Source organism: Pseudonocardia aurantiaca (genome assembly GCF_039526725.1).
In the GTDB taxonomy this organism is placed as follows: domain Bacteria; phylum Actinomycetota; class Actinomycetes; order Mycobacteriales; family Pseudonocardiaceae; genus Pseudonocardia; species Pseudonocardia aurantiaca.
Genome location: NZ_BAAAJG010000002.1, coordinates 422,583 through 448,590 on the forward strand (window position 1 = coordinate 422,583; position 26,008 = coordinate 448,590).

General features: G+C 72.5%; 26 protein-coding genes. 20 read left to right on the forward strand and 6 right to left on the reverse strand.

Annotated features, from left to right (window positions below; all coding sequences use genetic code 11):
- Positions 1-295 precede the first annotated feature (295 nt).
- The 5 genes from ABD143_RS04005 to ABD143_RS04025 all read left to right on the forward strand — a co-directional run bounded on the left by ABD143_RS04005 (position 296) and on the right by ABD143_RS04025 (position 5,557).
- Entirely contained in the window at positions 296-1,681 is a 1,386-nt protein-coding gene (locus ABD143_RS04005) for a HAMP domain-containing protein (RefSeq protein ID WP_343971340.1), read from the forward strand.
- A complete protein-coding gene (locus ABD143_RS04010; protein ID WP_343971343.1) occupies positions 1,678-2,043 on the forward strand; it encodes a hypothetical protein in 366 nt (121 codons plus the stop codon). The genes ABD143_RS04005 and ABD143_RS04010 overlap by 4 nt, the downstream gene beginning before the upstream one ends.
- Positions 2,040-3,071, forward strand: a complete 1,032-nt coding sequence (locus tag ABD143_RS04015) for an NlpC/P60 family protein (protein WP_343971346.1) — start codon at positions 2,040-2,042, stop codon at positions 3,069-3,071. Before ABD143_RS04010 ends, ABD143_RS04015 begins: the two co-directional genes overlap by 4 nt.
- On the forward strand, positions 3,071-3,952 hold the full coding sequence (locus ABD143_RS04020; RefSeq protein ID WP_343971349.1) for a hypothetical protein: 882 nt from the start codon (positions 3,071-3,073) through the stop codon (positions 3,950-3,952). The genes ABD143_RS04015 and ABD143_RS04020 overlap by 1 nt, the downstream gene beginning before the upstream one ends.
- 114 nt (positions 3,953-4,066) lie before the next feature.
- Positions 4,067-5,557: a glycosyltransferase family 39 protein gene (locus tag ABD143_RS04025; protein ID WP_343971351.1), complete on the forward strand. Its 1,491-nt coding sequence runs from the start codon at positions 4,067-4,069 to the stop codon at positions 5,555-5,557.
- Positions 5,558-5,624: 67 nt separating this feature from the next.
- On the opposite strand, the gene ABD143_RS04030 is transcribed toward ABD143_RS04025, so the two are convergent.
- On the reverse strand, positions 5,625-6,074 hold the full coding sequence (locus ABD143_RS04030; RefSeq protein ID WP_343971354.1) for a nuclear transport factor 2 family protein: 450 nt from the start codon (positions 6,072-6,074) through the stop codon (positions 5,625-5,627).
- Positions 6,075-6,156: 82 nt separating this feature from the next.
- Between ABD143_RS04030 and ABD143_RS04035 the strand changes: the two genes are divergently transcribed.
- From ABD143_RS04035 to ABD143_RS04080, 10 genes are all read left to right on the forward strand, one after another.
- Positions 6,157-6,708, forward strand: coding sequence for a TetR/AcrR family transcriptional regulator (locus ABD143_RS04035; RefSeq protein WP_343971356.1), 552 nt, complete (start codon positions 6,157-6,159; stop codon positions 6,706-6,708).
- Positions 6,709-6,957: 249 nt separating this feature from the next.
- On the forward strand, positions 6,958-7,938 hold the full coding sequence (locus ABD143_RS04040) for an ATP-binding cassette domain-containing protein (protein WP_343971359.1): 981 nt from the start codon (positions 6,958-6,960) through the stop codon (positions 7,936-7,938).
- Positions 7,935-8,216, forward strand: coding sequence for a hypothetical protein (locus ABD143_RS04045; RefSeq protein ID WP_343971362.1), 282 nt, complete (start codon positions 7,935-7,937; stop codon positions 8,214-8,216). Before ABD143_RS04040 ends, ABD143_RS04045 begins: the two co-directional genes overlap by 4 nt.
- 117 nt (positions 8,217-8,333) lie before the next feature.
- Entirely contained in the window at positions 8,334-9,545 is a 1,212-nt protein-coding gene (locus ABD143_RS04050; RefSeq protein WP_343971365.1) for an NAD(P)/FAD-dependent oxidoreductase, read from the forward strand.
- A 4-nt stretch (positions 9,546-9,549) separates the two neighbouring features.
- Positions 9,550-10,470, forward strand: coding sequence for an RNA polymerase sigma-70 factor (locus ABD143_RS04055; RefSeq protein ID WP_343971368.1), 921 nt, complete (start codon positions 9,550-9,552; stop codon positions 10,468-10,470).
- A 79-nt stretch (positions 10,471-10,549) separates the two neighbouring features.
- Positions 10,550-11,785, forward strand: coding sequence for an IS701 family transposase (locus ABD143_RS04060; RefSeq protein ID WP_425563736.1), 1,236 nt, complete (start codon positions 10,550-10,552; stop codon positions 11,783-11,785).
- A 238-nt stretch (positions 11,786-12,023) separates the two neighbouring features.
- On the forward strand, positions 12,024-12,179 hold the full coding sequence (locus ABD143_RS04065; protein ID WP_343971371.1) for a lasso RiPP family leader peptide-containing protein: 156 nt from the start codon (positions 12,024-12,026) through the stop codon (positions 12,177-12,179).
- A 119-nt stretch (positions 12,180-12,298) separates the two neighbouring features.
- Positions 12,299-14,098 (forward strand): asparagine synthase-related protein, encoded by a 1,800-nt coding sequence (locus ABD143_RS04070; protein WP_343971374.1) that lies wholly within the window; start codon positions 12,299-12,301, stop codon positions 14,096-14,098.
- Positions 14,082-14,324: a lasso peptide biosynthesis PqqD family chaperone gene (locus ABD143_RS04075; protein ID WP_343971377.1), complete on the forward strand. Its 243-nt coding sequence runs from the start codon at positions 14,082-14,084 to the stop codon at positions 14,322-14,324. The genes ABD143_RS04070 and ABD143_RS04075 overlap by 17 nt, the downstream gene beginning before the upstream one ends.
- 77 nt (positions 14,325-14,401) lie before the next feature.
- Positions 14,402-14,869: a lasso peptide biosynthesis B2 protein gene (locus ABD143_RS04080; protein WP_343971380.1), complete on the forward strand. Its 468-nt coding sequence runs from the start codon at positions 14,402-14,404 to the stop codon at positions 14,867-14,869.
- 300 nt (positions 14,870-15,169) lie between these two features.
- Here the strand turns inward: ABD143_RS04080 and ABD143_RS04085 are convergent, their stop codons facing one another.
- Both ABD143_RS04085 and ABD143_RS04090 read right to left on the reverse strand, forming a co-directional pair.
- A complete protein-coding gene (locus ABD143_RS04085; protein ID WP_343971652.1) occupies positions 15,170-15,679 on the reverse strand; it encodes an AfsR/SARP family transcriptional regulator in 510 nt (169 codons plus the stop codon).
- Between the two features lie 51 nt (positions 15,680-15,730).
- On the reverse strand, positions 15,731-17,089 hold the full coding sequence (locus tag ABD143_RS04090) for a dipeptidase (protein ID WP_343971383.1): 1,359 nt from the start codon (positions 17,087-17,089) through the stop codon (positions 15,731-15,733).
- 74 nt (positions 17,090-17,163) lie between these two features.
- Here ABD143_RS04090 and ABD143_RS04095 point away from each other — a divergent pair, with 74 nt between their 5' ends.
- On the forward strand, positions 17,164-18,834 hold the full coding sequence (locus ABD143_RS04095) for a fatty acyl-AMP ligase (RefSeq protein ID WP_343971386.1): 1,671 nt from the start codon (positions 17,164-17,166) through the stop codon (positions 18,832-18,834).
- 13 nt (positions 18,835-18,847) lie between these two features.
- On the opposite strand, the gene pth is transcribed toward ABD143_RS04095, so the two are convergent.
- Both pth and ABD143_RS04105 read right to left on the reverse strand, forming a co-directional pair.
- Positions 18,848-19,432, reverse strand: coding sequence for an aminoacyl-tRNA hydrolase (pth, locus tag ABD143_RS04100; RefSeq protein ID WP_343971389.1), 585 nt, complete (start codon positions 19,430-19,432; stop codon positions 18,848-18,850).
- 2 nt (positions 19,433-19,434) lie between these two features.
- Positions 19,435-20,058 (reverse strand): 50S ribosomal protein L25/general stress protein Ctc, encoded by a 624-nt coding sequence (locus ABD143_RS04105; protein WP_343971391.1) that lies wholly within the window; start codon positions 20,056-20,058, stop codon positions 19,435-19,437.
- Between the two features lie 412 nt (positions 20,059-20,470).
- Between ABD143_RS04105 and ABD143_RS04110 the strand changes: the two genes are divergently transcribed.
- From ABD143_RS04110 to ABD143_RS04120, 3 genes are all read left to right on the forward strand, one after another.
- On the forward strand, positions 20,471-21,034 hold the full coding sequence (locus ABD143_RS04110; RefSeq protein ID WP_343971394.1) for an HD domain-containing protein: 564 nt from the start codon (positions 20,471-20,473) through the stop codon (positions 21,032-21,034).
- Positions 21,035-21,275: 241 nt separating this feature from the next.
- Entirely contained in the window at positions 21,276-22,409 is a 1,134-nt protein-coding gene (locus ABD143_RS04115; RefSeq protein WP_343971397.1) for an LLM class flavin-dependent oxidoreductase, read from the forward strand.
- 7 nt (positions 22,410-22,416) lie between these two features.
- Entirely contained in the window at positions 22,417-23,919 is a 1,503-nt protein-coding gene (locus ABD143_RS04120) for an MFS transporter (RefSeq protein ID WP_343971400.1), read from the forward strand.
- Here the strand turns inward: ABD143_RS04120 and ABD143_RS04125 are convergent.
- A complete protein-coding gene (locus ABD143_RS04125) occupies positions 23,883-24,842 on the reverse strand; it encodes a TIGR03564 family F420-dependent LLM class oxidoreductase (RefSeq protein WP_343971403.1) in 960 nt (319 codons plus the stop codon). The genes ABD143_RS04120 and ABD143_RS04125 overlap by 37 nt on opposite strands.
- A gap of 47 nt (positions 24,843-24,889) precedes the next feature.
- On the opposite strand from ABD143_RS04125, the gene ABD143_RS04130 reads away from it, so the two are divergent.
- Positions 24,890-25,684 (forward strand): MmyB family transcriptional regulator, encoded by a 795-nt coding sequence (locus tag ABD143_RS04130; RefSeq protein WP_343971406.1) that lies wholly within the window; start codon positions 24,890-24,892, stop codon positions 25,682-25,684.
- The last annotated feature ends 324 nt before the right edge of the window (positions 25,685-26,008 follow it).

Here is a 26,008-nt window from a genome sequence, read left to right on the forward strand (position 1 = left end):
AGGCGACGTGCTCATTCGCGGCGTTCGGCCCTGTCCAAAGTCTCTTTGGACGAGACCGAGGAGCAGCTTTCGTTCGTAAACACGGTCGACACGACCGAGTGACGTCGCCTTGTCGTGTCCGCCGAATAGGCGTACAGATGTAGCCGTTTGGTTTCAGAGACACTGCGATATTGGGCTAATGCGACGACGGACATGCAGCCTCACGCGGTGCTCCTGGGCAGAGCGCTGCTGACGGCTTCGCTCCCGTCTCCCCGGCACACCCCTTGCCGCCGTCGAAAGGACATGCGCGTTGAGCATGCCCGGCTCTCCGCTGATGACCCCGCTGGACCGGAAGTCCCCGTTCCCGCAGCCGCGCTTCCCCGCAGGCGTCAGCGGAGGACCCCTCGCGCTGCTTGCCGTCGAGCTGGCCGGAGTCGCGGGCCTGAGCGCGAACCTCCCGCTCGCCGCGACGCTCGTGCTGGTCGGCGCGGTCTGCCAGACCCTGCTGTGGTTGGGGGTCGTGCGGCCCGTCCGGCAACTCCGGGACGCGATGGACGACATCCTGGAGCGGTCGACGCGGGAAACCCCGGACGATAACCCCGACCGCGCACGGCGGTGGCAGATCGCCGAGACCGCTCGCATTCTCGCGGCAATGCGCCGGTTCACCGGGAGCAGCCGCTCGGCAACCACCGGCCGCCTGCTCGCGATGGCCGTGGCGCCGATCGTCGCCGGGGCCATCCTGCTGGGCTGGGGAGCTACCGCCGCGGCCGCCATCCTCGGCGCCGGACTGGTCCAGGACCCGGCTGCCACCGCGCGACAGGCGGGCGCGGCGGCCGCCGGACGCGCCGACGAGCTGCACGCCGCCCTGCGCGGCGGGCTCACCGCACTGGAGCGCGCGGCTGGACCCCCGACCGGCCAGGTGGTGACCGCCGCGGCCGCCACCGTGGCCAGGGCGCTCGCTGCGGAAGAGCTGTTCCGTGCCGTGTCGATCGTCGATGGCTCCGGCCGGGCGATCGCCACGGCGGGACACCCGCAGCACCCCCCGACGGTTTCACCCGGCGGGTCCCGTGTGGTGCAGGCCAACGACGGAGGCAGCGAGCCCATCGTGCTGGCCTCGACTCCGATGTGGGACGGCGCGAGCATGTTGGTCGGCGAGTTCGACCCGCGGGCGCTCAACGACGTGGTCCGCGCTCCGGGCGTTCGGACCAGGGTGATCGACCCGCATCTGGACACGGTGCTCGACACCGCCGGCTACCTGGCGTTCGCCAAGCTGGAGGACCCGGCGCTCGTCACCGTCGCTCGCGGTGCGCAGCAGGGCGTCCACGTGATCTCGTTGCCGGCGGACGGGCGGGCCGTCACGGCGCAGCGGGTGGGTGGGGTGGACTCGCCGACCGACCTGGGCTGGGTCCTCGTGGAGGACCAGAGCGTCGCGGCCGCTGCCTTCACAGCCGACGCCGGTCGGCGCACCGCGCTCGTCGTGATCGGGCTCGTCACGAGCATCGGCGTCGGGGCACTCGCGTGGGTCGGCGTGACGGTTGTCCGGCCGGCGCGCAGGCTCGCCCGCCACGTCGAGCGGCTCGCGGACGGAGAGCCGGTGACGCCGCTGGCCCCGCAGCGACTCGATGAGATCGGCACCGCTGTCGCGGCGACGAACCGCCTTGCGGCCGCCCGCGCGGTACGGGACGCGGTGGCCGGGTCATGACCTTCCTCTTCGGCGCGTACATGGTCGGCTGCCTGCTCATGCTCGTTGCCGGGATCGTGGAGCAGCGCAACCACCACCGGCACCTGATGGCGATCCCAGAGCGGATCATTGTGAACGGCATCCGCGGCAAGAGCTCGATCACTCGGCTGTGCGCAGGCGCGTTGCGGGGCGGCGGGCTGCGCACGGTCGCGAAGACCACGGGCACGGCCGCCCGGTTCATCGTCCCCGACGGTACGGAGGAGCCGATCCACCGCAAGTTCGGGCTGGCCAACATCGTCGAGCAGATCGGCATCGTCCGCCGCGCCGCCGCCTGGCGGCCCGACGCGCTGGTGATCGAGTGCATGGCCGTGTCAGCGCGGTGAGGCTGGCGACCCGCCGTCTTGTGATGGGGGCGGCTGCCGTCGCGGTCGGGATGACCGGAATCGTCGTCGGAGCGGTCCGGGATCACACCGGCTCGCTCGTCGCCGCGGCGGTCACAGGCCCGATGGCGCAGCCGGCAGCGTCGCCGGGTCCGCTCGACGCGCAGTTCTTCCGGCTGCACGAGCCGGCGCGCACGGTTGTGGTGGACGCAGGGGGCATGGTCGTCGCGACCCTCACAGACGGCGCCCGGACCGCCACCCTCGAGGGGCCGGAACGCACGTTCGCCGAACCGCAGTTCACCGCCGCGAAGGTGGTCAGCCGGGTGTGGGTGCGGCTGCTGCCCCAGCCATGGCAGTCCGGGCTGGAGCGTGCGCCGTGGTTCTGGCAGTGGCTCGAGGAGAACCGCGCGAGCACCGCGCCCGACGTGCTGGCGGTTGCCACCGAGTACTTCGACGGGGCACCGGACGGCCGGGACGCGGCCGGTGTGCGCGTCCGCGGCGACGCCGGGTTCGGCCCTCCCGGCCCGCCGGGAGCGCTGCCCCGCGAGAACTCGGACTTCGCCGACTACCTCGGCGTGCCGTGGACGTTCGCGGACGGCCAGGTGCGGGATCCCGAGCCGGAGCGCTACGGGTCGGTGGACTGCTCGGGCTTCGTGCGGCTGGTCTACGGCTACCGGGCGGGCTACCCGCTGCTGGCGACGAACGTCGCCGGGCCGGAGCTGCCTCGGCGGGCGTGGGCGATGGCCGAACTCGGACCAGGCGTTCCCGTCGTGACCTCCGAGGCCGGAGAGCCCTCAGACCTGCGTACCCTGCAGCCCGGTGACCTGCTGTTCTTCGATCTCGATCAGGCACCCGACGGGCGCAACGACCACTCGGCGATCTACCTGGGGCTCGACGACGCCGGGCAGCACCGGTTCGTCTCCAGCCGGATCAGGGCCGAGGGACCAGCGCTCGGCGACCTCGGCGGGGTCTCGCTACTCGACGGCGACGGGCGCTACGCGCGGGCGTTCCGGGTGGCGAAGCGGTTGTGATGCGCGCCGCGGTGGCAGTGCTCGCGTTGGTCGTCGCGGTCACAGTGCTGGCTGTGATGGCGACGCGTAGTGCGACTCCGGTCGCGTTGGAGGAGCAGGTGCGTGAGTTCACCCGGCAGCTCACGCCGGGCGGGCCGTACCGCGCACCGGAACGCGAGGAGCGCCACGCCGTGGTCGGCGCGGTGGCCGCCATGGCGGCGGCCGGACCCGAAGCGGCCGGCGACGCGGGCGCCGACGCGCGTCGTGAGCTGGATCGGGCAGGCTTCGCCGTGGCCGTCGTGCCGGACAAGGCGGGGCACCGGTACCTCGTGGCGCAGAGCGACCCGGCGTCGGAGCGGTCGTGGGGACTCGTCGCGCTGCCGCTGGAACGTCTGGCCCGGCTCATCGTCGAGGTCCCGCATCCCAACTCCGACTACGGCACCGAGAACGTCGGGCTGGCTGTGCTCGGTGCCCTCCCGGACGCGATCTACCTGCAGGCCGGGGCGCACCGCAGGGCTGCGGGGGAGCGGGCCGACGTGGCGCACCAGGAGGATTCGCTCTTCCACGCGCTCGCGGTGGATTTGAGCGTCCGGCTGCGACTGCCGCAGCTGCAACTGCACGGATTCGGGGAACGCGACGAGCTCGACGACGACGTCGTGATCTCCAGTGGGCCCGCCGACCCGGAGCCCGTGGTGCGAGCCGTCGCTGACCGGCTGGAGGAATCCGGCCTGAGCGTCTGCCGGGCGTGGGCGCGGCGGTGCCACGGCCTCGAGGGCACGACCAACGTCCAGGCGGCGGCCGCCGATCGGGCCGGGCTGCCTTTCGCGCACGTCGAGATGAGCGCCTGGGTCCGCCGGAGCCCGGACGCGCTGGCCGGCGCACTGGCGGCCTTGGGAGGTTGACCCCGGTCCGCATCCACCGGTGGAGGCAGATCAGTCGATCGATCGATCCGCGCAGCGCGCGGCGTTCCTAGCCTTCTTCGCGGGGCCGGCGCGGTCCCTTGCGAAGGGGGAGCGATGACCACCACAGAGGCCGAACGGGGGCCGGTCGGCACGGTGCCGGCGTTTGCACGCGGGCCCGTGATCGCGGTGGCCGCGGCGGTCGGCGTGCTGCTGACGGCCGTGAGCGGGCAGTACGGGTACTTCGGCGACGAGCTGTACTTCATCGCCGCGGGCAACCACCTGGCGTGGGGTTATGCGGACCAGCCGCCGCTGTTGCCGCTGATCGCGCTCGCGATGGACACGATCGCGCCGGGCTCGGTAGCGGTGCTGCGCATCCCGGCGACGCTCGCGATCGTCGCGGCGGTGGTGCTGGGGGCGCTGCTCGCCAGGGAGTTCGGGGGCGGGCGGCGCGCCCAGTTGCTCGCGGCGGGCGCCGTCGCGGTGTCGCCGGGGATGCTGGCCACCGGGCACCTGCTGGCGACGTCCACACTCGACCCAGCCCTGTGGATCGCGCTGACGTGGCTCCTGGTGCGCTGGGTCCGCACCCGCTCGGACGGGCTGCTGCTCGCGGCCGGGATCGTCACGGCACTGGCGCTGCAGGTGAAGTTCCTGATCGTGGGCTTCTGGGTGATCGCGATCATCGCCGTGCTGGTTTGTGGGCCGCGCGAGATGCTGCGGAGGCCGATGCTCTGGCTCGGTGGGGCGATCGCCGTGCTCACCACGGTCCCGACGCTGGTGTGGCAGGCGCAGAACGGCTGGCCGCAGCTGGAGATGGGCCGGATCATCGCGGCCGAGAGTGTGTACGCGGGCGGGATGCTCGGGTTCCTGCCGCTCGGGTTTTTCGCAGCCGGGCTGCTGGTCGGCTCTGTGCTCGGGGTGTACGGGATCGTACGGCTCCTCCGGGCGCCCGACCTGCGGTTCCTCGGGGTCACCGCGCTGGGTGTTGCCGTGCTGTTCATGCTGGTCGGTGGCCGCCCGTACTACCTCGCGGGGCTGCTGCCGATGTTGTGGGCGGCGGGTGCGGCCGGCGTCGAGCAGTACCGGCCGGCGGTCTGGTGGCGGTGGGTGCCGACGTGGCCGGTGTACGCGGTGACGGTGCTCCTGCTCGGCCTGGGGAACGTGCTGCCGATCCAGCCGGTGTCCGCGCACGCTGACAAGCCGCTGATGATCGGCAACTTCCAGCTCGACGAGATCGGCTGGCCGCAGATGGTGGAGGACGTGCATGCCGCGTACCGGGCACTACCGCCGCACGTCGCGCGGGACGCGGTGGTCGTCTCCGGCGACTACTGGTCCTACTCCGCCGTGCAGTACTTCGCGTCGGAGCTGCGTTCCTACAGCTACTCGCGTGGGGCTGGGTGGTTCGGGGTGCCGCCGGAGGACTCCGGGGCGGTGGTCTTCATCGGGGACCCGACCGACGTCGCCCCGGCGTTCGACAGCGTCAGGCAGGTAGGAGCGCTGGACAACGACGTGCGCGTCAACAACCTGGCGCAGGGCACCCCGATCTTCCTGCTGGAGGGCCGCAACCGACCATGGGCGCAGCTGTGGCAGGACGTCCGCCACCTCTGAGCCACGGTCTGCGGGACGCGGGCGGCCGGTGCGTGGGGGGCACCGGCCGCCTCGTCATGCCAGGTGGTCAGGCGGCCGACAGCGCGGCGACCAGGTCCGGGGTGCGGCCCAGCAGCGCGGCCATCGCGATCGGGTCCATGTAGTCGTCGTAGGACACGATCTGGCCGTCGCGCACGCGGATCACGCCGAGCGCGCGGAACCGGTACGGGCCGCCCGTGGCTTGGGAGCGGCCGTGGTGCTCGATCTCCGCCACCACGACCTCCGGGTCGTCGGTATCGCGGACGACGACGTCGACCCCCTCGATCGCGAACATGTCGCGCTGGCCGGCCGCGGCGCCGTGATAGGCGGCGATCTCCTCTCGACCGGCCAGTTCCCGGGGCATCCCGGGTGGGGCGAACGGGTAGCGCAGCACGCCGTCGGGCGCGAAGAGGTCGGCGAACCGGACGCCCTCGCCGGCCACCATCCGGCGGACCTGCTCGACGACCTCGCGAGGGTTCCTGCTGGGTTCTGCGTTCATGCGCGTCTCCTCCATAGAATCGGAACGGTGACCCCGCTTCAACGATACGGAACGCACGCCCCGTTTAGCAAACCCGGTCGCCGTGCCTGACCGCCCGCTGCGCGCGGACGCACGCCGCAACCGGGACAAGGTGCTCGCGGCGGCGCGCGAGGCGTTCGCCGAGCACGGGTTCGCGGTGCCGCTCGACGACATCGCCAGCGCTGCCGGCGTGGGCCCGGGCACCGTCTACCGGCACTTCCCGACCAAAGAAGCGCTCTTCGAGGCCGTCTCGCTGGCCCGCGTGCAGGACCTCGCGGCCGACGCGCGCGAGCGCGCCGACGCGTCCGACCCTGGCGCGGCCTTCGACGGTTTCCTCGCCCGGGTGGCCGACGAGGTGAGCGCAAAGCGTGACCTGCCCGACGCCCTCGACGGGGTGGGGACGGACGGGATGGCCGACGCGGTGGGCGAGCTGCACGAGGCGCTCGGTGTGCTGATCAGCCGAGCCCAGGCGGCCGGAGCGGTGCGCGCGGAGCTGACGGTGACCGACTTGGTCGCGCTGCTGAAGGGGCTCCTCGCAACGGTCCGCGCCGACCCGGATCCCGGCCTGCGCGAGCGGGTGTTCGCGGTGGTCCGCGATGGCCTGCGCCCGCGGTGACGCCAACGCCAGGAAAGCCACGTCCAGGACATCTGCCGCCCGGAATGTGGCTGCGCGGTCAATCGGAGGTCTGGTGTCCCGCGGGATCAACCTTTCGACCGATCCCCCCGGCCGTCGCTTGGGCTAGCGTCGTTCTCGTGCGGGTCGGGTTGGGGGACCCATGGGGAGTACCGCACAGACGCGACCGGCCCCCGTCGTTCGATGGGCGGCGGAGGGCCGGTCCGCGCATCGCCCCGCAGGGTCGACGGCATGGAATCCGTCATCCAGGTCGAGGGCCTGGTCAAGAACTTCAAGGAGACGCGGGCCCTCGCCGGCGTCGATCTCACCGCCCGGCGCGGCACCGTGCTCGGGCTCCTCGGGCCCAACGGGTCCGGTAAGACCACCACGGTCCGGGTGCTTGCGACGCTGCTGCGTCCCGACACCGGCCGGGCGAGCGTCCTCGGGCACGACGTCGTCTCCGCCGCGCCCGCCGTTCGTCGCCGGATCGGCCTGACCGGGCAGTACGCGGCAGTCGACGAGGCGCTGTCGGGCGTCGACAACCTGGTGCTGGTCGCGCGCCTGCTCGACATGCCGCGGCGCGCCGCGCGAGCCAGGGCGGCCGAGCTGATCGAGCGGTTCGGGCTGGTCGAGGCGGCTGGTCGGCGCGTGCGGACGTACTCGGGCGGCATGCGTCGCAGGCTCGACCTCGCCGTCAGCCTGATCGGCCGCCCGGAGGCGCTGTTCCTCGACGAGCCGACCACCGGCCTCGACCCGCGCCACCGCAACGAGGTCTGGGACAGCGTCCGGACGCTCGCTGCTGAAGGCGTGACCGTACTGCTGACCACGCAGTACCTGGAGGAGGCCGACCAGCTGGCCGACGACCTCGTCGTGCTGGACCGGGGGCGGGTGATCGCCGCCGGCACCCCCGCCACCCTCAAGACCGAGGTGGGCGGCCGGCGGCTGCATGTCCGGCCGATGCACCGCGGCGACATCGCCGTGGTCGCTGCGCTCGTCGCGTGGCTGGCGCCGGGCCTCGAGCCGATCGTCGACCCCGCAGGCGAGCTCATCGTCCCCGGTGCCGACACCGGCCTGCTGCACCGCGTGGGCGGCGCCCTCGACGAAGCCGGACTCGCCGTCGCCGAGCGGGGGTTGCGCCTGCCCAGCCTCGACGACGTGTTCCTGACGCTGACGGGTCGTCCCGCCGCGCCCGCCGAAGCAGGCGCCGGCGCTGCCGGAGAGGAGGCGGCGTGAGCACCGCGACCACCACCCGCCGGGCCGCCACACCCCCGCAGGCAGGCGCCGCTCCCCGGGTCACGGCGATCCCGTCGACGCTGCGCCACGGGGCCACCCTGGCCTGGCGCGGCATCATCAAGACGGTCTACTCGCCGGAGGCGCTGATCGACGTGACGTTGCAGCCGGTGATCTTGCTCCGCTTCAGGCCGCGCGGGCAATCCGCACGGGCCGGAGCCGCGCCCGGTGGCGACGCCTCGATACCGGCGGGCAAGCCCTGCTGGTCGTGGCCCGCCTAAGCAAGGCGAGGCCGACCGCTGAGTCCGTCACATCGTCGGCAGGTGATGTCACAGCCGGGAGCACCACCTCGTCCCGTGGGTATGAGCGCATCGAAGACCACATCACCGAAGAGCAGGATGCGGGTCCTGGTCGTCGGCGCCGGGTACGCCGGTGCCACGGCCGCCGTCCGGCTGGCCGGCCGGTCCGGTGGGCGCGTGGACGTGACCGTGGTGAACCCGCGGCCGGGTTTCGTCAACCGGCTCCGCCTGCATCACGTCGCCATCGGGCGGCAGGTCCCTGCTCCGAGCCTGCGCGACATGCTGGGTACGGGGGTCACCTTCGTCGAGGGGTATGTCACGGACCTTGATCCCGACGCCGGGCGGGCCAGGGTCTCCGGGCCCGACGGCGTGCGCGACGTCTCGTTCGACCGGGTCGTCATCGCCACGGGGAGCACCACCGAACGCGCGCCGGTCCCGGGCGGCGAGCACGTCCACGCCGTAGGAGACCTGGAGTCCGCGCACCGGATGCGCCCCGCGTTCGCCGCGTTGCGGGAGGGTGCGGAGGTCGCCGTCGTCGGCGGTGGGTTCACGGGCCTGGAGACGGTCGCCGAGCTGGCCGAGAGCCGCCCGGACGTGCGGGTGCGGCTGGTGACGGCGGGCGACGTCGGCGGGTGGTTCACCCCGCGGGCGGGCGAGCACGTGCGCAGCACGCTGGGTCGGCTGGGCGTGGAGACTCTCGGCGGGACACGGGTGCAGGCTGTGGAGCCAGACCGGCTGCTGCTGGACGACGGCGACGAGGTGCCGTCCGAGCTGACCGTCTGGTGCGGCGGGTTCGCCGCGCCGCCGCTGGCGCGTGAGGCCGGGATCGCCGTCGACCTCCAGGGCGCGGTACTCACCGACACCGCTCTGCGGTCGGTCTCCCATCCGGCCGTGCTGGCCGTGGGCGATGCCGGGCACGCACCCGGCCCGGGCGGCGACCGGCACAGCATGTCGTGCCAGTTCGCGTTCCCCTCCGCAGCGCACGCGGCCGACCTGCTGCGCGCCGAAGCGCTCGGGCGTCTGCCCGACGACGGCTGCATGGGTAGCCAGGACACCAGCGCCGCACTCGACCTCGGATTCACGGCACGCGCCGTCAGTCTGGGGCGCCGCCACGCCGTGCTGCAGCCGACCACCCGCAACGACGTGGCGGAGGGACGGGCATGGACCGGCCGGGCTGCCGTTCTGGCGAAGTGGTTCCAGGTCCGGGGAGTGGTGTCCGCGGTCGGCGTCGAACGGCGTATGCCCGGGGCGATCCGCTGGCCGCACGCCGACCGGGCGACCCGTCGGGACGCGCAATCGGTGGCAGGCTGACGACTTGACCCGCACCGAGGAGTTCACCGAGCAGCGACCGCTGCTGTTCGCGATCGCCTACCGGATCCTAGGCAGCGTGACCGAGGCGGAGGACGCCGTCCAGGAGACCTGGCTGCGCTACGAGTCGTCCGCGACCAAGCCCGCGTCGGTCAAGTCCTTCCTGTCGGCCGTGGTCACGCGGATCTCGATCGACGTGCTGCGGTCGGCCCGCGTCAGGCGGGAGAAGTACGTCGGGCCGTGGTTCCCCGAGCCGCTGTTGACCGACCCGTACGAGGACCCGGAGCGGTCGGCGGAGCTGGCGGACTCGGTGTCGATGGCGGCGCTGCTCCTGCTGGAGCGCCTGAGCCCGCTGGAGCGGGCGATCTTCGTGCTGAGAGAGGTGTTCGGGTTCGGCTTCCCGGAGATCGCGACGGCCGTGGAGCGCTCGGAGGCGGCGTGCCGTCAGCTCGCGGTGCGGTCACGCCGACACATGGAAGAAGGTCGGCCACGGTTCGAGGCCAACCGCCGGGAGCGGGAGGAGCTCGCCGCCCGGTTCTTCGACGCCTTCCGGGAGGGCGACCTCGACGGGCTCAAGGAGCTGCTCGCGGCCGACGTGCTGACGGTCACGGACGGCGGGGACAAGGGTCCTGCCCTGGCCAAGCCGGTGGTCGGGTCCGAGAACGTGGCCCGGCTGATCGGCGCGTTCGCCCCGTTGCTGCGCGGGATCGTCCTGGTGGAACCGCGGGAGGTGAACGACCAGCCGGGCGCGATCCTCCAGGACCGGGACGGCAAGGTCCTCGCCATCATGGCCCTCGACATCCTCGACGGACGGATCCAGACGATTCGCACGGTGATCAATCCCGACAAGCTCGGGCACCTTGGACCGGTCGCCGACGCCTGGCGCCTTCGCGAGGAGGTGCAGGCCCGACGACGTCCGAGGGCGTGAAATCGCGATCCCCTCGGGGCCACTCGGGCTAACACTTCAGCCGCAGTTCGTGATCTTGATGGTTTAGTCTCTCGATCTTGTGCTGGGGGACGCGGATCTCGAGGCCTGGGCGGGTGGGTTGGACGGGCTGTTCGCGCGGGTTGCGGGGCGGTTCTTTCGGGCGGAGCCGCGGCGGCGGGCGCGGGCGTATGTGCGCGGGCTGCTGGCCCCGTTGGCCGGCAAGAACGGCTGGACGCTGGCCGAGGTGGCCGGGGATGCGACGCCGGATGGGATGCAGCGGCTGCTGAACGCGGCGAGTTGGGATGCCGACGGGGTCCGGGATGACGTGCGCGGTTACGTCGTCGAGCACCTCGGTGAGCCTGGCGGGGTCCTGATCGTGGATGAGACTGGGTTCTTGAAGAAGGGCGTCAAGTCCGCCGGGGTGCAGCGGCAGTACTCCGGCACCTTTGGGCGGATCGAGAACTGCCAGCTCGGGGTGTTTTTGGCCTACGCCACGTCGAAGGGCCGGACGTTGATCGACCGGGAGCTGTACCTGCCCAAGACCTGGATCGGTGACCGCGACCGCTGCCGGGAAGCCGCGGTGCCGGACGAGATCGGGTTTTCCACCCAAGCCGTGCTCGGCGAGGAGATGTTGGGTCGTGCCTTGGACGCCGGGGTGCCGGCGTCGTGGGTGGCCGCGGACGAGGCCTACGGGCAGAACCGCAAGTTCCGGATCTGGTGCGAACGTCGCCGGGTCGGCTATGTCGTGGCCGTGCCGCCCAGCCAGACAATCCCCAGCCAGACGATCCCCGCTGGTGCCGGATCCAGCCGCGCCGGATCCAGCCGCGCTGACTCCGCCGCCGCGGCGGCACCCGACCAGGCCTGGAAGCGTCTCAGCTGCGCGGAGGGAGCGAAGGGGCCGCGGTTGTTCGACTGGGCCGTCGCCTCCGTGTCCGTCGGTGAGCACACCCCGCCGGGTTGGGGTCGCTGGCTGCTGGTCCGTCGCCAGATCCTGTCTCCCGACCAGCTCGACGCCGGGAAACAACCGGAGCTGGCCTACTACTTGTGCGCCGGCCCGCCCGGCACCTCCGACGACGAGCTCATCCATGTCGCCGGTACCCGCTGGGCGATCGAGGAGTGCTTCCAGACCGCGAAGAGCGAGGTCGGGCTCGACCAGTACCAGGTCCGCCGCTACGACGCCTGGTACCGCCACATCACCCTCGCGATGCTCGCCCACACCTATCTCTCGGTTACCGCCGCGATCGCCCCAAAAGCCCTGGCAGCGGCCTCATCGGGTGCACCCTCGGCGAGATCCGCCGTCTCATGGCACACCTGATACAGACCCCCAGTCGGGCACTCCTCTGGGCGTGGTCGCGTTGGCGCAGACGCCACGAATACCGAGCCCGCTCCAGTCGCTACAAGCGACGCACCCGGGGTTTCATAACGAACTGCGGCTGGAGTACAAGGCCCGTTACTCACCCTTGTCTGTGACGGCCCGGCATCATAAACGGGCATTATTGACATACTGTATGGAGTAGACATATTTTGATCGTCCACCTAGGGGAGGGGTTCCGATGGAAAGCATGGAGACCTACGAGCCGGCCGCGGTCGTCAAGGAGACCTACGAGCCGCCCGCGCTCGTCGAGGTCGGCGGGTTCGCGGAGCAGACGATGGGGGCGGGCTACGTCTACCCCGAGGGGCGCCCCGCCATGCGGTACCTCGGTTCCTGAACCAGGCGCTCCGCAGGCCAATTCGTGCGGCGGGCGCCGGCTCCTGGTCGTCTCGACCCGGGAGCCGGCGCTCGCCGCCGGTCTGTACGCAGTAGCCGAACTCTGAGGGGGGAGTTCCCGTGGACAGCGGGCGCTGGTTCCTTGTCCTGCCCGACTCGGAGCAGGCGCTCGCGATCGCGCGCCGCGTGCAGCCGTTCGCGTGCGGGTCGATAGCGCATGCGTCGGGCCGTCCCTGGCTGATGGGCTGCTGGGCCGGCGACGGGATTGCTGTCGGCTCCTCGGACGCGAACCGGGTGGCCGCGATCGGCACCTTCTCGGCAACCGAAGCGGACCTCTCGCGGTGGGCGGCGCGAGGTGAAGAGCCGGAGCTGGCGGGGGCCCTTCACCTGATCGCCTCCCTCGACGGGCGTGTGCGCGTGCGCGGCAGCATGTCCGGCACCCACCGCGTCTTCCATGCGCTGATGGACGGCGTGACGGTCGCCGCCGACCGAGCCAGGACGTTGGCGTGGCTCACGGGCGCGCCGCTGGACGAGGGCCAGCTGGCGATGCGGATGGCGTACCCGCAGCCGCCGCACCCGATGGAGGACACCGCACTGTGGCAGGGCGTCGAGGCGCTGGCCGGTGGATCGGTGCTGACCGTGGACCCGACCGGCGCGGCCCACGTGCGGCGCTGGTGGCAGGCGCCGGAGCCGGAGCTGCCGCTGGAGGAGGGGGCGCACGCGCTTCGCAAGGCGCTGCTCGAGGCGGTGGAGCTGCGGGCCCGCGGCGGCGGGGTGCTCGGCATGGATCTGTCCGGTGGTCTGGACTCCACCTCGCTGTGCTTCCTGGCCGCCCGGACCGGCGCCAACCTGGTGATGGTGACGCTGCGGTGGGCGGCGGCCGGCAACGAGGACGCGGTATGGGCCGACCGGGCCGCCGCCCACCTGCCCGGCTGCGAACGCCTGGTCTACGGGCCGGACCAGCTGCCCGCCTTCTTCACGGGGATCGGGTCGCTCGGCGACGGCCGCTCGGAGGACGAACCGACGATGAGCGTGCGGGAAGACGCGCAGCAGGACGCGATCGACCAGGAACTGCTGGCGCGCGGCGTGCGCCTTCGGCTGTGCGGTCACGGCGGCGACCACGTGGTGCAATCCCCACCCTCCTACGTGCACGACCTGCTCCGCCGTTCCCCGCCTGAGGCGTTGCGGAACGCGATGGGCTACCGGGCGCGGCACCGGTGGCCGGCGGCCGCCACCGCCCGGATGCTGCTGGACCGCACCCCGTACCGTCGGTGGCTGGCCGCGGCGAGCGACTCGCTGACCGCTCCGCCGACAGAATGGCCGGAGCCGTGGGGCACGTCGCCGAGGCTGCCCCCATGGGCAAGTGGCGACGCGGCCGCCGCGGTCGCGGCCCTGCTGCGTCGGACCGAGGCCGAGCCGCTCGACCCGGCCCGCGGTCGTCATGCGCGAATCCACCAGGCACAGACCGTCGGCCGGCTCGGCCGCCAGATGACCATGCGCGGGCTGGTCACCGACTCGCCGTTCTGCGACGACAGGGTGATCGAGGCCTGCCTCGCGGTCCGCGCCGAGGCGACCGCCTCGCCGTGGGCGTACAAGCCGCTGCTGGTCCGCGCTATGCGCGGCCTGGTCCCCGACGAGGTGCTGACCCGCACCACCAAGGACCACTCGGGCCACGAGTGGTTCTCGGGCCTGAAGCTGCAGCGCCCGGCACTCGCCGCGCTGGCCGAGGACTCCCTGCTCGTCCGGTACGGCCTGGCCGACGCCGATTCGCTACGGCGGGCGCTGCTCAGCCCTCAGCTCGCCACCGTGCCGGCGCAGCCGCTGGAGCAGACGCTCGGCCACGAGATGTGGCTACGCGACCTCGAAGCCCACCCGACGCCCGCCTACCTGCGGAAGGAGCACCATGCGTCTGCGCACTGAGGTCGTCGCCGTGGACACGGAGGACGCGCGCGTGCTCCTCGACGAGCGCACCGGCCGCTACTTCCAGATGAACCGGTCGGGGGCGCTCATCCTCGACGCCGTGCTCGCCGATGAGGACGCGGCCCAGCGCCTGACCGAGGTCTACGCCGTCGGCCCTGAGCGGGCCGCCGCCGACGTCGCGGACCTGCTGGAGCGGCTCCGCGCGGCCGGACTGGTGGTCACGTGAGCGAGCGTGCGCGCGAACCGTCAGACACATACAGCAGTGCCGCGAACGCGGCCGACGAGCGCCAGCGAGGAGGCGGCGTGAGCCAGGCGCTGCACCGCGGAAACCGGCCGCCCGTGGGCCGTCGCGTCGCCGTCCACCTCGCCGTCGGCACCGCCCGGATGCTGGCCCGCATGCCGCCAGCGCGAATCCGGCGGGTGCTCGAGCTGCTCAGGCGCGGAGCCGCTGCCGCCACACCGGAGCAGGCCCTCGCCGCCCGCCAGGATGTCGTCGCGGTCAGCGTCCTCTGCTCGGGCCGGTTCTGCCTGCAGCGCTCCCTCGCGACTGCGCTCGTGTGCCGGATCCGCGGTGTCTGGCCCACCTGGTGCACAGGCGTGCGCACACCGCCGTTCGCCGCGCACGCCTGGGTCGAGGTCGGCGGCCGGCCCGTCGGCGAGCCGACCGACACCGTCACCTACCGCCATCTCATGACCGTTCCTCCAGTGAGTGGCCCCCGGGGCGGCTTGCGCGGCAGTTCGAGACCTCCTCGGTCAGGAGAGAAGGCATAGAGAGGCCGGAAATGAAGGAACTCCACCGGGGGTGCCTTTCAGGACGGAGAACGGGATGACCGACACCCGGATCCGCGCCACCGCAACGAGGTGTGGGACAAGTCGGCGCGCTCGCCGCTGACGGCGTGACAGTGCTGCTCACGGGTGGGTCGGTCGCCCGGCGATGGCCGCGCTGATCGCAGCCGCTGTGGTCGTGGCGATCTTCGCCCCGCTCGCGGTGGCCCTTTACCAGCGCAAGACCTGACCGACGACGGCCCGTCGCCACGTCGACGGGAGTGGCGGGCCGGGCCGAGCGAGTCGTCAGGGCTTGGCCACCTCCATAAGGACCGCCAGCCCCTTGGCGCGAGGCATCTCGGCGACGGCCGCCAGCCGGTGTGCCACCGGCCTAGCGAACGGCAGATCGAGCACGTCGGCGAGCGCCGGCCCGCGCCACAGCGTGAGTGCCTGCCCGAGAAGGGCGTGCGCGTTCGCGTCACCCGCGGCGTCCGCTTCGGCGAGCAGTGTCGTGAACTTGTGCGCGTCGACTGCATCCTGGAGTACCCGGAGCCGGTAACCGCGGGCGGCGGTGTCGACGAGATCCGCCCCGATCGCGCGGCGCAGCCTCGACACCAGGGCCTGCAGCGCGTTGGGGGCCCCATCGGGCGGGGCTTCGCCCCAGAGGTCGTCGACCAGTTGGTTCACCGCGACCGGTCGCCCGGCGTCGAGCGAGAGCCGGGCCAACAATCCGCGCAGGCGCAGGCCGCCGAGAGATGCGGGCCGTGGATCATTTCCGGTGCCGATCGGCCGGACCTCGTCGGCGCCCAGCAGCATGATCCGCACGGCGTCAGTGTGCCCCGGGGGTACCGGGTTGTCCCCTACCAGTCAGGTGGCGTCCGAAGCGAGCTCCGCGAGCAGCAGCGCCTCGGCGAGCACCGCCTTCCCGAACATCGCCAGATCGAGGCTCTCGTCGATGCCGTGCCAGCGGCTCGCCGGGTCGCCGACGCCCGTCACGAGGACGGTGGCGCCGGGGAACGTGCGCGCGAACTCCCCGATGAACGGGATCGAGCCGCCGATACCCGTCTCGACCACCGGGTTGCCGTACGCCTCGGCGAACGAGCGGCGCGCCGCGTCGTAGACGCTTCCGGTGCTCTCCAGGCTGAACGGCGCAGCGGTGCCGGTGCCCGGAGTGACGGTCACCTGTGCACCCCACGGCACGTTGGCCTCCAGGTGGTTGGCGAGCGCAGTCTGCGCCTTGGCGGTGTCGTCGCCGGGCGCGAGCCGGAGGCTCACCGCGGCGCGGGCCCTCGGCAGCAGCACGTTGGACACATCAACCACCCGCGGCGCGTCGATGCCCAGCACCGCGACGGCCGGCTTGTTCCAGACGCGGTCGGGAATCGTGCCGCTGCCCAGCAGCTCGACGCCGTCCAGCAGCCGGACGTCGGAGCGGAACGTGGCCTCGTCGACGTCGGGGGCCTCGGAGCTGCGGTGCACGAGCCCGGGGACCGCCACCTCGCCGCGCTCGTCATGCAGGGCCGCGAGCGCATGGCAGAGCGCGGTGAGGGCGTCGCCGACCGGGCCGCCGTACACGCCGGAGTGCACGGGCTGCTCCAGCATCGCCACCTCGACGGTGACGTCGACGAGCCCGCGCAGGCTCGTGGTGAGCGCCGGGACGTCGACGGCCGGGTTGGCGGCGTCGGCGATCACGATGACGTCACAGGTGAGCAGCTCGTGGTGCTCACGCAGCAGCGCCGGGAGCGTGGGGGAGCCGGACTCCTCCTCGCCCTCGATGAACAGGGTGACCCCCACCGGCGGGCGCCCGCCGTACGCGCGCAGCACCGCGAGGTGGGTCATGACGCCCGCCTTGTCGTCGGCCGCACCGCGCCCGTAGAGCCGGCCGTCGCGCTCCGTCGGCTCGAACGGCGGGCTGCTCCACTGGTCGTCGCCACCGGTGGGCTGCACGTCGTGGTGGGCGTAGAGCAGCACCGTGGGGCTGCCCGCTGGCCCTGGGAAGTGTGCGACGACCGCGGGCGCGCCCCCGTCCGCCGCGATGATCCGGACGTCCGCCGCGCCCGCCCCACGCGCCAGCTCGGCGACGGCCTCGGCGCTGCGGTGGGTGTCCTCGGCGTGCGCCGGATCAGCCCAGATACTGGGGATGCGCACCAGCCGCTCCAGGTCCGCGCGCGCGGACGGAAGGGCGTCGGTGACGGCCGCGGTGAGAGCGGTGGAAGGCAGGTGAGCCACGAAGCGATGCTAACGGTGATGCCGGGATCGCTGTGGTGCGCGCCCCGTCACGGTCCGGCCCGTAGGCTCGCAGTATGTCGCGGTTTCTGGTGATGCTGCTGGACTCCGCTGCCCACTCCCCCCGAGGCATGACCACAGGCGAGCCGAAGGTGCCGGTTAGGCGCACGTGGCCCGAGGTGCACGCCACAGCCCGGCGGATGGCAGCGGCACTGCGGGCGGGCGCCGCTGAGGTGCCGGGGCTCGAGCCGGGCAATGCGGTCGGGGTGCTGGCGGGCGAGCCGGCCTCGATCGCGCCTGCCGCGCAGGCCGTCTGGCTCACCGGGGGCAGTGTCACCATGCTCCACCAGCCCACGGCGCGCACCGACCTCGCCGCATGGGCCGAGGACACCCTCGAGGTGCTGCGGATGATCGACGCGCGGCTCGTGCTGCTCGGCGCGCCGTTCGACGCCCTGGCCCCCGTGCTCACCGAGCGCGACGTCCCGTTCCGCACGCTCGACGAGCTCGCCGCGGAGGGACCCTCGATCGAGCCGGACGCGGGCGTGGCCGCCGAGGACGACACCGCGCTCCTGCAGCTCACCAGCGGATCTACCGCGGAGCCGAAGGCCGTGCGGATCACCCACCGCAACCTGCACGCCAACATCACCGGCATGGTGGCGGCGTCGCAGCTCGTGGTGGAGCGCGACGTGATGGTGTCGTGGCTGCCGCTGTTCCACGACATGGGGATGGTGGGCTTCCTGACCGTCCCGATGACCACCGGTCTGGAGCTGGTGAGCGTCACACCCCTCGACTTCCTCTCCCGCCCGCTGCTGTGGGCCGAGCTGATCTCGAAATACGGCGGAACCGTCACGGCTGCGCCGAACTTCGCCTACGCCGTGCTCGCCCGCCAGCTCGCCCGCGCCGACGACGGGTCGATGGACCTCTCCTCGCTGCGCATCGCCCTCAACGGCGCCGAGCCGATCGACCCCGACGCGGTCGCCGCGTTCACGTCGGGGGGCGCGCGCTTCGGGCTACGTCCCGAGTCGGTGCTCGCCGCGTACGGGATGGCCGAGACCGTGCTCGGGGTGTCGTTCGCGCCGATCGACACGGGGCTCGAGGTGGACGAGATCGACGCCGAGCAGCTCGAGACGCACCGCAGTGCGGCCCCTCCCGGCGACGGGCCGGTGCGGCGCTTCCCCAAGCTGGGCCCGCCGCTGCCGGGCATCGAGGTGCGGGTGGTCGGCGACGACGGCACCGCGCTCGGTGAGCGCGAGGTGGGGGTGCTGCAGTTGCGCGGCGACTCGGTGACCCCCGGCTACCTCACGGTGCACGGGCCCGTCGCCACGCAGGACGCCGACGGCTGGCTCGACACCGGGGACGAGGGCTACCTCATCGGAACCGAGGTGGTGGTCTGCGGCCGCCGCAAGGACGTGATCATCATGGGCGGGCGCAACATCTACCCCACCGACATCGAGCGGGCCGCCGCCACGGCCGAGGACGTGCGCGCGGGCAACGCCGTGGCCGTCCGGCAGTTCGCGGGCGAGGACGGCGGGCGGCACCGCGAGTCGTTCGTTGTGGCCGTCGAGTCGCGCAAGGCCGGCGACGCCGAGGCCGAACAACTGATCCGCAAGGAAGTGACGGGCCGGGTGCTGTCGGCTGTGGGTGTCCGCCCCGCGAAGGTCGTGGTGCTGGGGCCGGGGAGCTTGCCGAAGACGCCATCCGGGAAGCTGCGCCGGGCGGCGACGGGAGACCTGCTGCGCGCCCGCTGACGGTGGCGTGCGCTCAGCCCGAGAGGGCGTGGAAGCGGTTCTGCGCCGGCTCGAGGCCCAGCTCCAGCAGCGCTTCCGTGGCGTCGGCGGCCAGGTCCACCGCCAGGTCGAGCTCCTTCTTCTCCACGGCGGAGAAGCGCTTGAGCACGAAGTCGGCGGGATCCTGGCGACCGGGCGGGCGGCCGATGCCGAACCGCACCCGCAGGTAGTCCTTGGTGCCCAGCGACGAGCTGATCGAGCGCAGCCCGTTGTGGCCGCCCTCGCCGCCGCCGCGCTTGAGCCGGACGACGCCGAAGCCGAGGTCCAGGTCGTCGTGCACGACGACGAGATCCTCGGCAGGCACCGAGAAGTACTTGGCGAGCCCGGCTACCGGGCCGCCCGACACGTTCATGTAGGTGCGCGGCTTCGCGAGCACCACGCGGCGCCCGGAGAGCCGGCCCTCCAGGACGTCCGCATTGGACTTGTGCCGGGAGAACCGGCCACCGCCGGCCCGCGCCGCAAGCAGTTCGACGACGCGGAATCCGACGTTGTGCCGGGTCTCGGCGTACTCGGGGCCCGGGTTGCCGAGCCCGACCACCAGAGCGGGGCCCGGCGCCATGCTCAGCTCTCGGGCTGGGCCGACGAGGGCTCCTCGACGACGCCCGCGCCCTCGGCGTCGACCGTGGCCTCCATCTGGGCCTCGGTCGGCGAGGCGACGACGTTGACGACGAGGAGCTCGGGGTCGGCCTTCAGCTCTGCGCCCTCGGGCAGCGGCACGTCCGACGCGTGGATCTGCGCGCCGATCTCGAGGCCCTCGACCGAGACCTCGATCTGCTCGGGGATGCTCGAGACGTCGGCCTCCACCTCGAGAGTGTTGAGCTCCTGGGTGATCATGGTGCCGGGGGCGGCGTCGCCGATGACGACGACCTGCACCTCCACCGCCACCTTCTCGCCACGCCGGATCACCAGCAGGTCGACGTGCTCGATGTACGGGCGGATCGGGTGCGTGACGACGGTCTTGGTCAGCGCCAGCTGCGGCTTGCCCCCGATGTTGAGGGTCAGCACCGCGTTGCGGCCCTGATCACGGACGACCCGGGCGAACTCCAGCGACGGGAGCGCGAGGTGCTGCGGGTCGGTGCCGTGCCCGTAGAGCACAGCGGGGATCTTGCCGGCACGGCGGGTGCGGCGGGCTGCGCCCTTGCCGAACTCCGTGCGGGTCTCGGCGTCGATACGGGCCTCGGCCACGGTACTTCTCCTCGATCAGCATGCGGTGCAACGGATGCGCGCGGCGAGGCAGACCGGTCGGGCCGGAGCTGCGTCGATAACGGCGGGCTAGAAGGTCACCCGCCCTCGCCGCGGAACTGCCGACAAGAATACGCGAACCGTTCACCCCGCCCGGTGGCGGGCGCCCGAGCGGGGCTGAACCCCAGACGCACCCCGCGAGTCGGGCCCTGGGTGCGCGCGAGTCGGGCCCTGGGTGCGGGCGAGCGGGGACGGCGGGTGTCCCGTCCCCAGATGCGCGTGCAGGTAGGCCGCATCTCGCGTGCACTCACGCCCCGGCAGGTGTCGCTTGTGCAACGTGCGGTGTTGCCCGACACACGTGGGGATGCCTTTATGAAGAAGTCGCCGGTGTCCGTGGTCAGGCGGACCGCGATGCGTGCCGGATGAAGACGCCGTTGGTATCGCGGCATTCGGGTACAAACTGGGTGTGCTGAAGCGGATCCGGCGATCCGGTTGGTGGCACGCGGGTGTCCGTGATCCGGAATCGGTTGCCGAGCACAGCATGCGCGTCGCGCAGGTTGCCGCGATGCTCGCCGCCGAGGAGGGTGCCAACCCAGAGCGGGCTGCCTTCCTTGCGCTCTGGCACGACACCCAGGAGACCCGAACCGGCGACCTTCCGCACACCGTGCGGCCCTATCTCGCCAAACCAGAACCGCGTGACATCACCGCCGATCAGACGGCGAAGATGCCCGAGCGCGCCCGCGACGTCATCCGTGCTGCCGTCGACGAGCTCGAACTCTGCGAATCAGTCGAGGCGCAGTGCGCCCAGGACGCCGACGCCCTGGAGATGCTGCTGCAGGCCGTCGAGTACCGCGATATCGGCGTTCACCGCGTCGACGGCTGGATCGACTCCACACGCAAGAACCTGCGGACCGAGACGGCTCGGCGAGTCGCGGAGGTCGCTGTCACGCTCTCGCCGCTCGCTTGGCGTTACCGCTGATTCAAGGGCAGGAGTCGGGCACGGTTCGGCGGCATACTTGTCTGCACGGCCGTCCCGGACGACGATGATGCTCATGGAACCAGGATGTTTCCTGGAGGGGTTCTGGCCCTCGCGGCGCGGTCTGGCGTTCGACGAGTTCTGTCGCTGACCCGGATCTCCCCGTCGGTCCCTTCCCGGGCTGCCCCACCGTGAGTGACGTGCAGGGCGCTCGGGCCGTGCCTCACACCCTGGAGCTCCCCCGATGACCGTGCCGGTCACTCCCCTGTCCGTTCTCGATCTATCCCCGATCTCCTCCGGCTCGACGGTCGCGGAGGCGCTGCAGCACACCGTCGACCTCGCCCGGCATGCCGAGCGGCTGGGCTACCGGCGATTCTGGCTCGCCGAGCACCACCTCAACCCTGGGGTGGCCGGCTCCGTCCCTGCGCTGCTCATCTCCGCCGTCGCGCGCGAGACCCACCGCATCAGGGTCGGTTCAGGAGCGGTCCAGACCGGCCACCGCACCCCCCTCTCGGTGGTCGAGGAGTTCGGCACCCTCGACGCGCTGTATCCGGGCCGGATCGACCTGGGTCTCGGCCGCTCGGGTGGCCCGCGCACCCCACCCCCGGCCCCGGCTCCGGTCGAGAGCGTCGCCGTCGGCACGCGAACGGTCGGCGGGGTGGTCATTCCGTCGCGGTTCTCCTTCGCGGGCCTGCTCGCCTCGCCGCGGTTCCGGGCGCAGGCCGCTCTGATCCGTCAGCCCGAGGCGAGGACGCCGCCGTATCCGGAGGTCGTCGAGCAGGTGCTGGCGCTCGTCGAAGGCAGCTACCGCACCCCCGAGGGGGTGCCCGTGCAGGCTGTCCCGGGCGCCGACGCCGGTTTCGAGCCATGGATTCTGGGCAGCAGCGGTGGGGAGAGCGCCGAGGTCGCCGGTGCGCGAGGCCTGCCGTTCGCCGCGAACTATCACGTCAGCCCCAGCTCAGTGCTCGAGGCCGTGGCGGGGTACCGGGCCGCGTTCCGGCCGTCGGCCCGGCTGGCCGCCCCGCACGTGATGGTCTCGGCCGATGTGGTGGTCGGGCCCGACGACGAGACGGCTCATGAGCTCGCGGCCGGTTACGCCCCGTGGGTGCGCAGCATCCGCACCGGCGTGGGAGCGATCCCGTTCCCCACCCCCGCCGAGGCCGCGGCGCTGACCTGGACCGACGACGAGCGCAATTTGGTGGCCGACCGGGTGGCTACCCAGTTCGTGGGATCGGCGAGCACGGTCGTCGAGCGACTGCGGGCGCTGCGTGACGTCACCGCTGCTGACGAGCTGCTGATCACGACGATCACGCACGGACACGCCGACCGGGTGCGGTCCTACGAACTGCTGGCCGCGGCGTGGGCAGAGCAGTCGTAGCCGTTCGATGCGCGACACCTCGACCCGCGAGTTTCACTCCGCACCGGCCGGTCCGGTCAGCTCCCCTGAGCGGGCCCGGCAGAAGATCGTCCTGGCCATCTGCCTCGCCACCGGCTTCGCGACACTCCTCGACCAGTCGGTCCTCAACGTCGCGGTCCCGGCGCTGCGCGCGGAGCTGGGGGCGGGCCGCGCCGACGTGCAGTGGATCCTCGCCGGGTACTCGCTCACGTTCGGCCTCGCACTGGTACCCGCCGGCAGGCTCGGCGACGCCCGGGGTCGGCGCGGCCTGCTGATCGCCGGCCTCGGCCTGTTCGGTGTGGCGAGCGTGATCGGGGTCCTGGCCGTCGACCCGTGGATGCTGGTTCTCGCGCGGCTGCTGCAGGGCATCGGGGCAGGCACGGCCAACCCGCAGGTCATCGGCCTGATCCAGGACACATTCACGGGAGCGGCCCGCGTCCGTGCCCTCGGTGCCTACGCCGCTGTGGGCTCGCTGTCCGCGATCGCGGGCCCGGTGGCCGGTGGCGCGGTGCTCGGGCTCGCCGGCCCGGCCCTCGGCTGGCGGCTCGCCGTTGCACTCAGCATCCCGTTCGGGCTGGTCACCTGCCTGCTGGCGGCCCGGTACCTGCCGCACTCCGACAGGCCACCGCGGCGGGCACACCTCGATGTCGTCGGTACCGCGCTCCTGGGGCTGGTCACCGTCTGCGTGTTGCTGCCGGTGATCGGCGTCGGGGGCGCCGGACCGGTGGTCGTCGCCGGCTGGCTCGCCGCTGCGGTGCTGGCCGGGGCGGTGCTCGTCGGGTGGGAGCGGCGCACCGCGCGCCAGGGCGGGACGCCGATCCTGCTCCCGGCGCTCTTCGCGTCGCGCGGGTTCGTGCTCGGCACCGTGGTGGCGATGTGCTGGTTCGGCTCGGCCCTCGGGCTGGGGCTCGTCGTGACGCTGTTCCTCCAGGAAGGTCTGGGTCTCAGCCCGCTCGTCGCCGGGCTGTGCACGTTGCCCGCGGCCGTCGCGATGGGGATCAGCTCCACGCTGGGCTGGCGTGTGGTCGGCCGGTACGGGCGGCGTTCGGTCACCTGGATGCTCGGGCTGCTGGTGGCGACCCTGGCGGCCATGCTGCTGCTCGTCGGGGTGCTCCCCGCGGGAGCGCTGCTCGCCGCGGTGGTGCTGTCGCAGCTGCTCACCGGGGCCGCCGGGGGGTTGATCACCTCGCCGAACCAGGCGCTCACGCTCGCCCACGCCCCGCCCGGGGCAAACGGCCTCGCGGCCGGCTTCTTCCAGGTCTCCCAGCGCATCGCCTCGACGCTGTGCCTGGCCGCCGCGGGCGGCGTGTTCGTCGCCGTCGCCGCACCCGGGGACCTCGCCACCTACCGTCTCGGCTTCTCCGTGGGGATCCTGCTCTCCGCGGTGCTGGCGCTCGTCGCGCTCGTGGCGTCCCTTCTCGACCGGTCCGGGACGGCGCCCCGCCTGGATCCCGCTCAGGGGGGCGGCGCTCCGGAGGGGACGGTGCGGTGATCGGCGGCGAGGTGGCCGAGCAGCTGCAGGGTCCGCTGCCTCTCCGCGGGCTCGCCGACGAGGCTGATCAGCGCGTCGGTCACACCGAGGCCGGCGTAGCGGGACAGGTCGGCGGCGACGAGGTCCTCGTCGCCTGCGATGACCATCGCGCCGGCGTCGTCGAACCCGTCCCGGTCGAGTGCGGTGCGGTACGACGGCAGTGCCGCCAGGGCCTCGTTCTCCCGCGCCACCTGTGCCCGCACCCGGTCCGGCGACGAGGTGACGGCGACCGGCAGCCCGGCCACCACCCGCGGTCGTGGCCTCCCCGCGGCTGCCGCCGCTCGGCCGAGCAACGGGACCACGTGCTCGCCGATCGTGCGCGGCCCGGCGAGGAACGTGATCGTCCCGTCGGTGCGCTCGCCCGCGAGCCGGAGCATCCTCGGGCCGAGCGCACCGAGCAGAACCGGCACGCGCGGCACCGCGCCAGGAACGGTCGTCGAGGCGGCGTCGGATCCGACCCCGGTGGCCCCGGGCACGGCCTTGCCGTCGAGGATCGGGAGCAGGACGTCGAGGTGGTCGCGCAACGCCTCGACCGGCTGTGCGAACGGAATGCCGTAGACCTCGAGCAGGCCGGGATGGCTGACGCCCAGGCCGAGGGTGAGCCGCCCGTGCGAGGCCGCCTGCACCGTCTGGGCCTGTGCGGCCAGCACCCGCGGATGGCGGGGCTGGACCACCACGACCGAGGCGCCGAGCTCGATGCCCGGCACCTCGCGAGCGATGGCGGCGAGGCTGGTCAGGGTGTCGTGGGCGTAACCCTGGGGCAGCCATGCCGTGGGCAGCCCCGCGGCCGCGGCGGCTCGGGTGCGAGCGACGAGATCGTCGACGACGTTGTGGGCGTGGCCCGCGGGCAATCCTGCGGCGATGTTGAGACCGAGCCGGAGCATGGCTGCGAGCGTGTGCGACGAGCGGGCGGGCAACCAGGAGGGCGGGGATGGGGGTAGTCGAAGTGACAGGCTACAAGGCGCGGCGCCGCGAGCTCGGTGCGTGCCTGCGGGCCTATCGGCAGCTGATCCGGCCTGCCGATGTCGGCCTGCCCGACCACGGCCGACGACGAACGCCGGGCCTGCGCCGGGAGGAGGTGGCAACCCTCGCAGGCGTGGGTCTGTCCTGGTACACGTGGCTCGAACAGGGCCGCGTGACCGCTTCACACCAGGTGCTGGACGCAGTCGGCCGTGTCCTGCGGCTCGACCGTCATGCGCGTGATCACCTGCGTACCCTCACCGCTCCGCCGGCGCCGTTGCCTACACACGACATCCTGCGGGCCGAGCTGGGCCCGCTCGTGGAGAGCTGGACCGCGGGCCCGGCAGCGCTGCTCGACCACCGGCTCGACCTGGTCGCGGTGAACCGGACATGGGCGGCGGCGTGGAACGAGCCGGAGGCGCTCGATCCGATGCGGCGCAACGTGGTCTGGCTGCTCGCAGCCCACCCGCGCACCCCCGGGCCGCTTCCCGACGCGGGACCGCTGGTGCAGCAAGTCGCCCGGCAACTCCGGATGGCGACCAATCTCCACGCCGGTGACGCTCGCATCCTCGAGATCGGGGATCTGCTACGGGCCGAGGCACCGGGGCTGAACCCGGTGTGGGAGTGCCGCGGGGTCGGAGCTTTCGAGGCTCCCGCGTTGCGATGGGCCGGCGGCGCGGCCCGGGCGTATCTCCTGCACCCGGGCGGTTTGCCAGGCGTGTCGATCCTGACGATCGTGCCCACGGATCAGCGCGGCGAAGCGTGATCGCCACCGACAGCGGCGTCGGGCTGATGCGGCCCGATTGTGAGGCTGGTCATCGCGCCCACCGGCGATCGACATCGTTCTTGACAAGCCGGGCGGTTCGCGACGTACGTTTCTCGATGACGGTGACGAGCGGCCGTCGAAGCCACAGCAACGACGCGTCCTTGAGGCGCAGCATGCTGACGCCAGGATCGTGGGGAGACATCGTGCGGACAACGCACGGCAGAACAGGGGCCCTGATGCCCCTCTGGTCGAAGCGACGGCATGTCGATCTCTGCCGCACGCAGACCGCGCTCTGTCGCTGATCGTTCGTTCGGCCCTTGTTCG

Bases quoted from the DNA above. Each gene is read 5' to 3' on its own strand.
- ABD143_RS04095 (WP_343971386.1), top strand. From the start codon at position 17,164: ATGTCGCGGTTTCTGGTGATGCTGCTGGACTCCGCTGCCCACTCCCCC.
- ABD143_RS04065 (WP_343971371.1), top strand. From the start codon at position 12,024: ATGGAAAGCATGGAGACCTACGAGCCGGCCGCGGTCGTCAAGGAGACC.
- ABD143_RS04050 (WP_343971365.1), top strand. From the start codon at position 8,334: ATGCGGGTCCTGGTCGTCGGCGCCGGGTACGCCGGTGCCACGGCCGCC.
- ABD143_RS04130 (WP_343971406.1), top strand. From the start codon at position 24,890: ATGGGGGTAGTCGAAGTGACAGGCTACAAGGCGCGGCGCCGCGAGCTC.
- ABD143_RS04125 (WP_343971403.1), bottom strand. From the start codon at position 24,842: ATGCTCCGGCTCGGTCTCAACATCGCCGCAGGATTGCCCGCGGGCCAC.
- ABD143_RS04040 (WP_343971359.1), top strand. From the start codon at position 6,958: ATGGAATCCGTCATCCAGGTCGAGGGCCTGGTCAAGAACTTCAAGGAG.
- ABD143_RS04115 (WP_343971397.1), top strand. From the start codon at position 21,276: ATGACCGTGCCGGTCACTCCCCTGTCCGTTCTCGATCTATCCCCGATC.
- ABD143_RS04020 (WP_343971349.1), top strand. From the start codon at position 3,071: ATGCGCGCCGCGGTGGCAGTGCTCGCGTTGGTCGTCGCGGTCACAGTG.
- ABD143_RS04075 (WP_343971377.1), top strand. From the start codon at position 14,082: ATGCGTCTGCGCACTGAGGTCGTCGCCGTGGACACGGAGGACGCGCGC.
- ABD143_RS04120 (WP_343971400.1), top strand. From the start codon at position 22,417: ATGCGCGACACCTCGACCCGCGAGTTTCACTCCGCACCGGCCGGTCCG.
- ABD143_RS04005 (WP_343971340.1), top strand. From the start codon at position 296: ATGCCCGGCTCTCCGCTGATGACCCCGCTGGACCGGAAGTCCCCGTTC.
- ABD143_RS04030 (WP_343971354.1), bottom strand. From the start codon at position 6,074: ATGAACGCAGAACCCAGCAGGAACCCTCGCGAGGTCGTCGAGCAGGTC.
- ABD143_RS04025 (WP_343971351.1), top strand. From the start codon at position 4,067: ATGACCACCACAGAGGCCGAACGGGGGCCGGTCGGCACGGTGCCGGCG.
- ABD143_RS04085 (WP_343971652.1), bottom strand. From the start codon at position 15,679: ATGCTGCTGGGCGCCGACGAGGTCCGGCCGATCGGCACCGGAAATGAT.
- ABD143_RS04010 (WP_343971343.1), top strand. From the start codon at position 1,678: ATGACCTTCCTCTTCGGCGCGTACATGGTCGGCTGCCTGCTCATGCTC.
- pth (WP_343971389.1), bottom strand. From the start codon at position 19,432: ATGGCGCCGGGCCCCGCTCTGGTGGTCGGGCTCGGCAACCCGGGCCCC.